The 11,984-nt window shown below is 61.0% G+C and carries 12 protein-coding genes; 6 read left to right on the top strand and 6 right to left on the bottom strand.

The window, feature by feature from the left end; all coding sequences use genetic code 11:
- Positions 1-74 precede the first annotated feature (74 nt).
- Complete coding sequence (locus QRN70_RS12770) at positions 75-1,313, bottom strand: MFS transporter (protein ID WP_285418271.1); 1,239 nt, start codon at positions 1,311-1,313, stop codon at positions 75-77.
- A 428-nt stretch (positions 1,314-1,741) separates the two neighbouring features.
- Between QRN70_RS12770 and QRN70_RS12765 the strand changes: the two genes are divergently transcribed.
- The 3 genes from QRN70_RS12765 to QRN70_RS12755 are packed head-to-tail and all read left to right on the top strand — an operon-like array spanning position 1,742 to position 4,417.
- Positions 1,742-3,184: a cytochrome ubiquinol oxidase subunit I gene (locus QRN70_RS12765; RefSeq protein ID WP_285418269.1), complete on the top strand. Its 1,443-nt coding sequence runs from the start codon at positions 1,742-1,744 to the stop codon at positions 3,182-3,184.
- A 3-nt stretch (positions 3,185-3,187) separates the two neighbouring features.
- Complete coding sequence (gene cydB, locus QRN70_RS12760) at positions 3,188-4,195, top strand: cytochrome d ubiquinol oxidase subunit II (protein ID WP_285418267.1); 1,008 nt, start codon at positions 3,188-3,190, stop codon at positions 4,193-4,195.
- A 54-nt stretch (positions 4,196-4,249) separates the two neighbouring features.
- Positions 4,250-4,417 (top strand): DUF2474 domain-containing protein, encoded by a 168-nt coding sequence (locus QRN70_RS12755; protein WP_285418265.1) that lies wholly within the window; start codon positions 4,250-4,252, stop codon positions 4,415-4,417.
- Positions 4,418-4,493: 76 nt separating this feature from the next.
- Here the strand turns inward: QRN70_RS12755 and QRN70_RS12750 are convergent, their stop codons facing one another.
- From QRN70_RS12750 to QRN70_RS27780, 3 genes are all read right to left on the bottom strand, one after another.
- On the bottom strand, positions 4,494-5,618 hold the full coding sequence (locus QRN70_RS12750; RefSeq protein WP_285418264.1) for a methyltransferase: 1,125 nt from the start codon (positions 5,616-5,618) through the stop codon (positions 4,494-4,496).
- 161 nt (positions 5,619-5,779) lie between these two features.
- Positions 5,780-6,073, bottom strand: coding sequence for a response regulator transcription factor (locus QRN70_RS27785; RefSeq protein ID WP_502941582.1), 294 nt, complete (start codon positions 6,071-6,073; stop codon positions 5,780-5,782).
- A gap of 42 nt (positions 6,074-6,115) precedes the next feature.
- The gene (locus QRN70_RS27780; protein ID WP_502941581.1) at positions 6,116-6,490 is read right to left on the bottom strand and encodes an autoinducer binding domain-containing protein; all 375 of its coding nucleotides are present in this window, start codon (positions 6,488-6,490) and stop codon (positions 6,116-6,118) included.
- Positions 6,491-6,810: 320 nt separating this feature from the next.
- On the opposite strand from QRN70_RS27780, the gene QRN70_RS12740 reads away from it, so the two are divergent.
- Positions 6,811-7,587, top strand: a complete 777-nt coding sequence (locus tag QRN70_RS12740; RefSeq protein ID WP_285418262.1) for a ferredoxin--NADP reductase — start codon at positions 6,811-6,813, stop codon at positions 7,585-7,587.
- A gap of 39 nt (positions 7,588-7,626) precedes the next feature.
- Here the strand turns inward: QRN70_RS12740 and mscL are convergent, their stop codons facing one another.
- Entirely contained in the window at positions 7,627-8,040 is a 414-nt protein-coding gene (gene mscL, locus QRN70_RS12735) for a large-conductance mechanosensitive channel protein MscL (protein ID WP_285418261.1), read from the bottom strand.
- Positions 8,041-8,327: 287 nt separating this feature from the next.
- Here mscL and QRN70_RS12730 point away from each other — a divergent pair, with 287 nt between their 5' ends.
- Together QRN70_RS12730 and radA are read left to right on the top strand one after the other, a co-directional pair.
- Complete coding sequence (locus QRN70_RS12730; RefSeq protein WP_285418260.1) at positions 8,328-9,869, top strand: catalase; 1,542 nt, start codon at positions 8,328-8,330, stop codon at positions 9,867-9,869.
- Between the two features lie 115 nt (positions 9,870-9,984).
- Positions 9,985-11,352, top strand: a complete 1,368-nt coding sequence (gene radA, locus QRN70_RS12725) for a DNA repair protein RadA (protein ID WP_285418259.1) — start codon at positions 9,985-9,987, stop codon at positions 11,350-11,352.
- Between the two features lie 118 nt (positions 11,353-11,470).
- On the opposite strand, the gene QRN70_RS12720 is transcribed toward radA, so the two are convergent.
- Complete coding sequence (locus QRN70_RS12720; protein ID WP_285418258.1) at positions 11,471-11,839, bottom strand: PilZ domain-containing protein; 369 nt, start codon at positions 11,837-11,839, stop codon at positions 11,471-11,473.
- Positions 11,840-11,984: the final 145 nt, after the last annotated feature.

Raw genomic sequence — 11,984 nt, 5'->3', positions numbered from 1 at the left:
CACTCCGTGCGGTAACTATGTTCCGCACCTTTTCAATCAATTGGTGCTTGGCCTGGTGGTTTCACTGATGAGGCTCAGATCTTCGCCTCTTCCACCGGCACATGCATGCGGTCGCGGTTGGCCAGGGTCGGGAACAGTTTGATCCACGTGCCGGTCACCAGCAGGGTGCCGACGCCGCCCATGACCACCGCCGGGACGGTGCCGAACCAGTGGGCGGTGAGGCCGGATTCGAATTCGCCGAGCTGGTTCGAGGCGCCGATGAACAGGCCGTTCACCGCGCTGACCCGGCCGCGCATTTCATCCGGGGTTTCCAGTTGCACGAAGGAGGCGCGGATCACCATGCTGATCATGTCCGCCGCGCCGAGCACCACCAGCACCGCCAGCGAGAACCAGAACGAGGTCGACAGGCCGAAGGCGATGGTCGCGACGCCGAATACGCCGACGGCGGTGAACATCACCCGGCCGACATTGCGCTCGACGGCGAATCGGGCGAGGAACAGCGACATCCCCAGCGCGCCAACCGCCGGCGCCGAACGCAGCAGGCCCAGCCCCCAGGGCCCGGTGAGCAGGATGTCCTTGGCGAACACCGGCAGCAACGCGGTGGCGCCGCCGAGCAGCACGGCGAACAGATCCAGCGAGATCGCCCCGAGGATGTCCGGGCGGCTGCGAATGAAGCGGATGCCTGCCAGCAACGAGTCCAGCGTGGCTTTGCCTTTGTTCAGCGGCGTTTGTCGGGCGGGCAGGTTGAGCATCAAGGTGCAGGCGATGACGTAGAGCAATACCGTCGGGCCGTAGACCCAGACGCTGCCGAACGCGTAAAGCAAGCCACCGAGGGCCGGGGCGACAATGGTGGCTGACTGTTGAGCCGATTGCGCGGCGGCGACCGCCCGCGGAAACAGGGCGCTGGGCACGATGCTCGGCAACAGCGCCTGGGTAGTCGGCATTTCGAAGGAGCGCGCCGCCCCGAGCAGGAAGGCGAGGATAAAGATCATTTCCCGGGTGACGTGGTCGGTCGCACTGCCGATGGCCAGCGCCAGGGCGATCAGCGCCTGCAACGACTGGCAGATCGCCGCGACCCGGCGCCGGTCGTAACGGTCGGCGACATGCCCGGTGTGCAGCATGAACAGCACCCGCGGGGCGAACTCCACCAGCCCGACCAGGCCCAGGTCGAGGACGTTGCCGGTCAACTGGTACAGATTCCAGCCGATCGCCACCGTGAGCATCTGAAAGCCACTGGCGGTGAAGATCCGGGCGAACCAGAACGCGAGAAACGGACGATGGTGACGTAACAGCAGGGGCTCTTGGCTGGGCATCTGAAGGCTGGTCTGGCTCGAAGGGGAACGGCGAGGTTATCACCAGTCTGTAACAGGAAGTTGCTATGACAGAAAATTTAGTTAGCCAGACATCTATCGTTCCCCCGGGATCCGTCACTCCCATGCGGTGAGGCGGATCGTGCAGCTCGGGGAAAGGATTTCCGAGCGTTGCTCAAGCAATGAGGCAACTTGTCACGCGGCAAACGACCACGCCGTTCTTCGTCGCAAATGGGACTACTCTTTTAACGTTGCTTGATCCAGATCAAGACCCTCCCGGGCCATGCTCTGGTGGCCCGTTGGCCAGACTCCCTGCGTTGCGATGGCTGTTAAAAAAGAACGAATCCGAATTCGCCGCACTCCATATCCGTGGGGGCAGTAGGCAGGGGCCACAAGCCCCAATGCCGGTATTACCTGACAGAGGAAGACTTATGTTCGGTTTAGAGGCACTCGATCTCGCCCGAATTCAGTTCGCGTTCACCATTTCGTTCCACATCCTGTTCCCGGCAATCACTATCGGGCTGGCGAGCTATCTCGCCGTGCTGGAAGGCTTGTGGCTCAAGACCCACAACGATACCTACCGTGACCTCTACCATTTCTGGTCGAAGATCTTTGCCGTCAACTTCGGCATGGGTGTGGTGTCCGGGCTGGTCATGGCCTACCAGTTCGGTACCAACTGGAGCCGCTTCTCGGACTTCGCCGGGGCCGTCACCGGGCCGTTGCTGACCTATGAAGTGCTCACGGCGTTCTTCCTCGAGGCCGGTTTCCTCGGCGTGATGCTGTTCGGCTGGAACAAGGTCGGCCGTGGCCTGCACTTTTTCTCCACGGTGATGGTGGCGATCGGCACGTTGATCTCGACCTTCTGGATTCTTGCTTCCAACAGCTGGATGCAGACGCCGCAGGGCTTCGAGATCGTCAATGGCCAGGTCATCCCGACCGACTGGCTGGCGATCGTCTTCAACCCGTCGTTCCCGTATCGCCTGATGCACATGGCCACGGCTGCGTTCGTCGCCACGGCGTTCTTCGTCGGCTCGTCGGCGGCCTGGCACCTGCTGCGCGGCAAGGACAACCCGGCGATCCGCACCATGCTGTCGATGGCCATGTGGATGGCGTTGATCGTGGCGCCGATCCAGGCCGTCATCGGTGACTTCCATGGCCTCAACACCCTTGAGCACCAGCCGGCGAAAATCGCCGCCATCGAAGGCCACTGGGAAAACAAGGGCGACGAAGCGACCCCGTTGATCCTGTTCGGCTGGCCGGACATGAAGGAAGAGAAAACCAAGTTCGCCGTGGAGATCCCGTACCTCGGCAGCCTGATCCTGACCCACTCGCTGGACAAACAGGTGCCGGCACTCAAGGAATTCCCGCCGCAGGACCGGCCGAATTCGACCATCGTGTTCTGGTCGTTCCGGGTCATGGTCGGCCTCGGTTTCCTGATGATCTTCACTGGCCTGTGGAGCCTGTGGCTGCGCAAGCGCGACGCCCTGTATACCTCGCGGCCGTTCCTCTATCTGGCGTTGTGGATGGGGCCGTCCGGCCTGATCGCGATTCTCGCCGGCTGGTTCACCACGGAAATCGGCCGTCAGCCGTGGGTGGTCTACGGGCTGATGCGCACGGCGGATGCTTCCTCCAACCACAGTTTCATGCAGATGAGCATCACCCTGATCATGTTCGTGGTGGTGTACTTCGCGCTGTTCGGCGCGGGCCTTGGCTACATGATGCGCCTGGTGCGCAAAGGGCCGAAAACCGATGAAGGCAAGGAAACCAACGACGGTGGTCCTGGCCAGAAACGCACCCCGGCTCGGCCATTGTCCGCCGCCGATGACGAAGGCGCCGACGCTGACTCGCATCGCAGCCTGGAAAAGGAGATTTGACTCATGGGTATTGATCTACCGCTGATCTGGGCCGTGATCATCATCTTCGGCATCATGATGTACGTGGTCATGGACGGCTTCGACCTGGGGATCGGCATTCTCTTCCCGTTCATTCCGGGCAAGACCGACCGCGACGTCATGATGAACACTGTCGCCCCGGTCTGGGACGGCAACGAAACCTGGCTGGTGCTGGGCGGCGCGGCGCTGTTCGGCGCCTTCCCGCTGGCGTACTCGGTGGTGCTGTCGGCGCTGTACCTGCCGCTGATCTTCATGCTGATCGGGCTGATTTTCCGCGGAGTGGCGTTCGAGTTCCGCTTCAAGGCCAAGGATGAAAAGCGGCATCTGTGGGACAAGGCGTTCATCGGCGGTTCGATCGCCGCGACGTTCTTCCAGGGCGTGGCACTCGGCGCGTTCATCGATGGCTTGCCGGTGGTCAACCGGCAATACGCCGGCGGCTCGCTGGACTGGCTGACACCGTTCACGATGTTCTGCGGCGCCGCACTGGTGGTGGCGTATGCCTTGCTCGGCTGCACCTGGCTGATCATGAAGACCGAAGGCAAGTTGCAGGAACAGATGCACGACCTGGCGCGGCCGCTGGCCTTCGTGCTGCTGGCGGTGATCGGGGTCGTCAGCATCTGGACGCCGCTGTCCCATGGCGAAATCGCCGCACGCTGGTTCACCCTGCCGAACCTGTTCTGGTTCCTGCCGGTGCCGATCCTGGTGCTGGTGACTCTGTACGGCTTGATCCGCGCGGTGGCGCGCAATGCCAACTACACGCCGTTCCTGCTGACCCTGGTGCTGATCTTCCTTGGCTACAGCGGCCTCGGGATCAGCCTGTGGCCGAACATCGTGCCGCCGTCGATCTCGATCTGGGACGCCGCCGCACCGCCGCAGAGCCAGGGCTTCATGTTGGTCGGCACGTTGTTCATCATCCCGTTCATCCTGGGCTACACCTTCTGGAGCTACTACGTGTTCCGCGGCAAGGTCACCCATGAGGACGGTTATCACTAGTCTGTTCGCGATGGCGTCGGCTCGGCGCCATCGACCTGACCGAGGAGCGCTGCCATGACCGGCAAACATTCCCTGCACGAGATTCAAGAGGCCGAAAAAAAGCCGCTGTGGCAGCGGCTCGGCTGGTTGGCCCTGATCTGGGTCGGCAGTGTCGGCGCGCTGTTTATCGTCGCCAGCCTGATGCGCCTGTTCATGAACGCCGCAGGCCTGACCACGCACTGATTCCCCGCACATCCCGTCCCGCAGCCCCTGGCGCGGATCGTTCGACCCTCCGCATGGAGGGTTTTTTTTGTCCGGCTTACTTGCGCGCCTTGAGGATCACGAATTTCGGCGTTGCCGCGACTTGCTCGACACCGCGGAACAGCCGCGCCAGTTTGCTGTGATAACCCAGGTGGCGGTTGCCGACGATGTACAGCGCGCCACCGACCACCAGCGCTTCGCGGGCTTGCTGGAACATGCGCCAGGCGAGGAAGTCGCCGACGACCTGTTGCTGGTGGAATGGCGGGTTGCACAGCACCACGTCCAGCGATTGCGCCGCCTGCCCGGCCAGACCGTCGCCGGCACGCACGATCACTTCGCGCTCACCGAGCGCCGCGCGCCAGTTTTCGGCGGCCGATTGCACTGCCATGTACGACTCGTCGACCAGTGTGTACTGCGCCTCGGGGTTGGCCAGGGCGCTGGCAATGGCCAGTACGCCGTTGCCGCAGCCGAGATCGGCAACGCGTGCCGTGCCGAGGTTCTTCGGCAGGTGCGGGAGGAAGGCGCGGGTCCCGATGTCCAGGCCTTCACGGCAGAACACATTGGCGTGGTTGAGCAATTCGATGGCCGGTTCGTCAAGGCGATACCGGCTCGGGTAGGGCGAGGTCGCCGGCGCCTTGGCCTGCGGCGTGGCAATCAGCAAGCGGGCCTTCTTCACTGCCAGCGAAGCCTGCACCGGGCCGATGTAGCGCTCCAGCAGATCACCGGCGGCGCGTGGCAAATGCTTGACCATCGCCGCCGCGACCACGTGTGCACCGGGCGCCAGTTGGCCTTGCAGACGAATCAGTTGCTCTTCCAGCAGGGCCAGGGTCTTCGGCACGCGGATCAGCACGTGGTCGAAGGGCCCGACCAACGGCTCGCTGGCCGGTATGCCGCGTACGGCATCGAACGCCTGGGCGTTGCGCAGCAGGTTCTTTTCCAGCCCCTGGAACGCCAGGAAGGAGTCGCCGCTGCTGCTGACCTGCACCTTGCCGAGCAGGCTGATCGCCAACGCACCAAAACTGTCGTTGAGCACCAGCACTCGGGTCTGCGCCGTCGGCTGCTGCGCGGCCAGATGATTGAGCAGATACTCGTCGGCCGCATCGAAAGCCTGCAGCGGTTCGTTCTGCTGTTCGGGCTGGCGGATCAGGTCGAGTTGGGCGAAGGGGGTGTCGAGCAAAGGCATGGGGCGGGGACTCTGGGTAATCATCGGGTATCCCGCGGCCCAGGGTGTCGTGCGGCGGAACCCTCCGAGTGGACTACGGCGTGGCGGCACGTCATCACTCAGGAAGGCTGCAAATGGTACGTTTTTTTGTCGGTGAATACCCGTGTGTTTTCGGTTTGGCGTCAGATGATCCCGGCCTTGGCGGCGGCAATGACGGCGGAAATCTTGTTGCAGACTTTCATCTTCATGATCACGTTTTGCACGTGATAGTTGACGGTTCGCTCGCTCAGGCTGAGGATCCGCGCGGTTTCATAGGCCGTCTTGCCGGCGGCGCACAGCTTGAGGACCTCGATCTCCCGCGGCGAGAGGTGGGGCTGGCGGCCTTTCTCCGGGCGCGCCGGCAGGCTGCTGGCGAACACTTCGCTGAGGTGGCTGGTGACGTAGAACATGTAGCCAAAGTGCTCGTACAACTCCATTGCACTGATTTCGCAGTGCGATCTGGCCAGGCTGAGAATGCTTCACAGGCCACTTTGCTCATGGTGGAACGACTGTGACCAGCCATGTCTGAGTCCCTGGTCTTGAAGTTCTTCCCACAAGTCGGGCGTTTTGGAGAAAGTGTCCTTGCTCCAGACAATAGGCAGCATACTTTGATTGCAATGTGCTATTACTGGATCAACTTCACCGTAGTTGTTGTCTTCATATTGCTGGTTCCAGGTGTGTGGGTAGTTATTGATATGCAAGGCTTTGAACGAGTTTCGTTCGGTTGAAGTAATCGTAATGCCACAGAAGCGGAAGCCGATGTTTTTCGCGAAATTAAGCAGAATCGGGAAGGCTGAATCGATTCCTTTGGCGAACGTCAGCTGTTTGATCTGTGACTCCTTCCACATTTCCATTGGGAGACTCCACGGGTTATCTCGGAGGGAGGTGCGCTTTTGGATCCAATTGGATCCGCACGGAGCTGAGTGTAGGACGTTTCTTTTGCGCGTGATTGGAATTTTTCGCTCTTGAATGCGCGTTTTAACTAGATATTGGAACTTACAAACAAAATGTTTATATGAATAGCGTCATTTAAGCGCAAGGCTGTAATGCGGCGTTAACAGTAACGGCCTTTTTGCACTTTCTAGAGTGTTGACACTAACCAATACCTGTACAAAGCGAGGGTGTTTAAAAAGGATTTATTGCGTAACACTAGCGGCATTGGATGGAGTGCCCTATGACCGCCAGCGCCGATAAATTCACCCGCCAGACCTTGCTCGATGTACAACCGCTGACTCCCAGCCTGTTCACCCTGCGCACGACCCGCGACGCAGGCTTCCGCTTCCGTGCCGGGCAGTTCGCGCGCCTGGGCGTCACCAAGGCTGATGGCAGCACGGTATGGCGTGCGTACTCGATGGTGTCCTCGCCGTTTGACGAGTTCCTCGAATTCTTTTCCATTGTGGTCCCGGGCGGCGAGTTCACCAGCGAGTTGAGTCGACTCCAGGCCGGTGACAGCCTGCTGGTGGAGCGCCAGGCGTTCGGCTACCTGACTCTGGATCGATTCGTCGACGGGCGTGACCTCTGGTTGTTATCCACAGGCACCGGGGTGGCTCCGTTCCTGTCGATCCTGCAGGACTTCGAAGTCTGGGAGAAATTCGAGCGGATCATCCTCGTGTACAGCGTGCGCGAGGCACGCGAACTGGCTTACCAACAATTGATCGCCGAACTGCGCCAGCGCGATTATCTGGCCGAACACATTCACAAGCTGCAATTCATCCCGACGGTGACCCGCGAAACGCACCCCGGGGCATTGCACGGACGCATCACTACGCTGATCGAAAACGGTGAACTGGAACACGCTGCCGGGGTGGCGCTGACTGCCGAGCACTCGCGGGTGATGCTCTGCGGCAATCCGCAGATGATCGATGACACCCGGGCCTTGCTCAAGCAACGACACATGAGCCTGAGCCTGACTCGCCGCCCGGGGCAGGTGGCGGTGGAAAACTACTGGTAGAAAAACGGCGCCTCAGGCGCCGTTTTTTTGCTGAAGACTTCAGGGCCGATTGTTCTGGGCCTTGAGCAGATCGCGGATTTCCCCCAGCAACTCTTCTTCCTTGGTCGGCACCGGCGGCAGCTTCGGGGCCACGGCTTCTTCGCGCTTGAGGCGGTTGATCGCCTTGACGCCCATGAAGATCGCAAAGGCGACAATCACGAAGTCCAGCACGCTCTGGATGAACTTGCCGTAAGCCAGCACCACCGCAGGGGCGTTGCCTTCGGCAGCCTTGAGCGTAACGGCCAGGTCACTGAAGTCCACACCGCCGATCAATAGCCCGATTGGCGGCATGATCACATCGCCGACAAACGAAGAAACAATTTTGCCGAAGGCGGCGCCGATGATGATACCGACGGCCATGTCGACCACATTGCCTTTGACCGCGAAGGCCTTGAACTCACTTAGCACGCCCATAGGTTATTTCCTTGTTACAGATGAGTTTGGTGTACGCAGTGTAAATCAGCAAAACGCGTCCTGCGCGAAACACCTTCTTACAATGCCCGTTTTTATCGACACACTATTCGACGATTAGTTTGCAAAGTGCCACTAATCGCGCGCGAAATAAACCGTAACCAGCTGATCTCCAAGCAAAATTTCTCAATCATCCGTTTACGATCTTTCTATTTATGTTTGGGCGGGACGCCCTCTAGCCTCTGTCTGGCGCACCCTGGATGCGCCTCAGAACAACAGAGGATCCTGATATGACTTCCACACTCGGCCTCGGGGCTTTTGCCCAACACCGCCGTTTCGGTGTACTCGCCGCCAGCCTGCTGAGCTTTTCCATCAACGCCGCACCCCTGACCCGCGACAACGGCGCGGCGGTCGGTGACAACCAGAATTCGCAAACGGCCGGGGCCACCGGCCCGGTGCTGTTGCAGGACGTACAACTGATCCAGAAGCTGCAACGCTTCGATCGCGAGCGCATTCCGGAGCGTGTGGTGCATGCCCGCGGCACCGGCGCCCACGGCTCTTTCACCGTGACCAACGACCTCAGCGACCTGAGCAAGGCGCGGGTCTTCGCCGCTGGCCAGGTCACCCCGGTGTTTGTGCGCTTCTCATCCGTGGTGCACGGCAATCATTCCCCGGAAACCCTGCGTGACCCGCGCGGTTTCGCCACCAAGTTCTACACCGCGGACGGCAATTGGGATCTGGTCGGCAACAACTTCCCGACGTTCTTCATCCGTGACGCCATCAAGTTCCCGGACATGGTGCACGCGTTCAAACCGGATCCACGCACCAACCTCGATGACGATTCGCGGCGCTTCGACTTCTTCTCCCATGTACCGGAAGCCACCCGCACGCTGACCGAGTTGTATTCCAACTCCGGGACCCCGGCGAGTTACCGCGAAATGGATGGCAACAGTGTGCATGCCTACAAGCTGATTAATGCCAAAGGCGAAGTGCACTATGTAAAGTTTCACTGGAAAAGTTTGCAGGGCGTGAAAAACCTCGATCCGCAACAGGTCAACAAAGTTCAGGGTCAGGACTACAGCCATATGACCAACGACCTCGTGGCGAATATCGACAAGGGCAACTTTCCCAAGTGGGACTTGTACGTTCAGGTTATAAAACCACAAGATCTGTCCAAGTTTGATTTCGATCCACTGGATGCAACCAAGATCTGGCCGGGTATTGCTGAACGCAAAGTGGGGCAGATGGTGTTGAACCGTAATCCACAGAACGTGTTCCAGGAAACCGAGCAAGTTGCGATGGCGCCATCCAACCTCGTTCCGGGCATTGAACCGTCGGAAGATCGCTTATTGCAGGGACGCCTGTTCTCTTATGCCGATACGCAACTGTATCGACTCGGGGCCAATGCCCAGCAGTTGCCGATCAACGCGCCAAAAGTTGCGGTGAACAATGGCAATCAGGATGGTGCGTTGAACGCCGGTGCCACTCGCTCCGGCGTGAACTACCAGCCGAGCCGCCTGCAACCGCGCGAAGAAACCCCGGATGCTCGCTACAGCCAATTGGCACTGTCCGGCAGTACCGGGCAGGCGAAGATCCAGCGCGAGCAGAACTTCCGTCAGGCCGGTGACCTGTATCGCTCGTACAGCCAGAAAGAGCGTCGGGACCTGATCGACAGCTTCGGTGGTTCGCTGGCCGGGGCCGATGACGAGAGCAAGCACATCATCCTGTCTTTCCTTTATAAGGCCGATCCGGAGTACGGCACCGGGGTCAGCCAGGTCGCCAAGGGTGATCTGACGCGGGTCAAGGCGCTGGCGGCGAAACTCGTCGACTGACGTCTCTGGCGGGCCAAACGGTGCCTTCTGCGGGCGTCGTTCGGCGCGTTCCGATCGCCAGCCCTTCAGGCCTGCCGCGGCTGGGGTATCATCGCGGTTTTTGCCGGGGGTTCAGATGGCCAAGGCCAAGCGCATGTACGGCTGCACCGAGTGCGGCGCAACCTTTCCCAAGTGGGCCGGCCAGTGCGGCGAGTGCGGGGCCTGGAACACGTTGACCGAAACCATGGTCGAGAGCGGCGGTGCCGCGGCGCCGAGCGGTCGCACCGGTTGGGCCGGGCAGCAGGCACAGATCAAGACCCTGGCCGAAGTCAGCGTCGAAGAGATACCACGTTTTTCCACCGCTTCCGGCGAACTCGACCGGGTGCTGGGCGGCGGTCTGGTGGACGGCTCGGTGGTACTGATCGGCGGCGATCCGGGTATCGGCAAGTCGACGATCCTCTTGCAGACCCTGTGCAACCTGGCCAAGAGCATGCCGGCGCTGTACGTCACCGGCGAAGAATCCCAGCAGCAAGTGGCCATGCGTGCGCGCCGCCTGGGCCTGCCCCAGGATCAACTGCGGGTGATGACCGAAACCTGTATCGAAAGCATCATCGCCACCGCCCGTCAGGAAAAACCGCGGGTGATGGTTATCGACTCGATCCAGACGATTTTCACCGAGCAATTGCAATCGGCGCCGGGTGGCGTCTCCCAGGTGCGGGAAAGTGCCGCGCTGCTGGTGCGTTACGCCAAGCAGAGCGGCACGGCGATCTTCCTCGTTGGCCACGTCACCAAGGAAGGCGCATTGGCCGGGCCGCGTGTGCTTGAGCACATGGTCGATACCGTGCTGTATTTCGAAGGCGAGTCCGACGGTCGCCTGCGCTTGCTGCGCGCGGTGAAAAACCGTTTCGGCGCGGTCAACGAGTTGGGCGTGTTCGGCATGACCGACAAAGGCCTGAAAGAAGTCTCCAACCCTTCGGCGATTTTTCTTACCCGTGCCCAGGAAGAAGTCCCGGGCAGCGTGGTGATGGCAACGTGGGAGGGCACCCGGCCGATGCTGGTGGAGGTGCAGGCGCTGGTCGATGACAGCCATCTGGCCAATCCGCGCCGGGTGACGCTGGGCCTGGATCAGAACCGTCTGGCCATGCTGCTTGCGGTGCTGCACCGCCATGGCGGGATTCCGACCCACGACCAGGACGTGTTCCTCAACGTGGTCGGTGGGGTGAAAGTGCTGGAAACCGCGTCTGACCTGGCGTTGATGGCGGCCGTCATGTCGAGCCTGCGCAACCGGCCGCTGCCGCATGACCTGCTGGTGTTTGGCGAAGTCGGTCTGTCCGGCGAAGTGCGCCCGGTGCCCAGTGGCCAGGAGCGCCTGAAGGAAGCGGCCAAGCACGGCTTCAAGCGCGCCATCGTGCCCAAGGGCAATGCGCCCAAGGAAGCGCCGGCAGGCTTGCAGATCATCGCCGTGACCCGTCTGGAACAGGCCCTCGACGCACTCTTCGAGTGAACGCCTGACCGGTGGGAGCGAGCCTGCTCGCGAAGGGGGCGTGTCAGTCGGCATCATTGCTCAATGACACCTCGTCTTCGCGAACAGGCTCGCTCCCACAGGGGATTTGGATGGATGGCTAGATGTCGATCAGGGCGCCGAGTTCACGCTCAAGCTCGGTTTCATCGGCCAGGTTCAGTTCGATCAGGCGTCGCAGGCGCTGGATCGATTCCAGGCTGATATGCCGGCAGACGAAGCCCAGCTGGCCCCGGTCCTCGTGGGCCAGTTGCACGTCCATCTCGATCTCGACGTCAGCGCCGAGGTGAATGTTGACGAAAAAATCCTGCTCCGGATCGCCCAGCCAGGGTTCGGGGCGCTCGATCAGCAGGCCCTTGAGCGACAGGTCGATCAGCTTCACCGGCCAGAGGTACTGGCCCTGGCTCAGCTCGGTGGTGGCATCGAACGCGATACGTTTGAAGCGGCGACGCTCGGCTGGGTGCTCGCTCATGGCGCAATCCTCGAAAAGGTAGCCTGACTATAGACCCGTCCGGCCGGGGGCTGCCAATGGGCAGGGCGTCTAGACCAATGTCGGGGTATGGTCTTTGCCGCCAGTAGCGCTAAACTCGGGGTGGCTGTCTTTCTTGTCCACCCTG

Origin of the sequence: Pseudomonas sp. efr-133-TYG-5 (assembly GCF_030209175.1) — a bacterium.
Lineage (GTDB): Bacteria > Pseudomonadota > Gammaproteobacteria > Pseudomonadales > Pseudomonadaceae > Aquipseudomonas.
The sequence above is the reverse complement of the archived record's forward strand: the minus strand, read 5'-3'. Positions and strand labels throughout refer to the sequence as shown.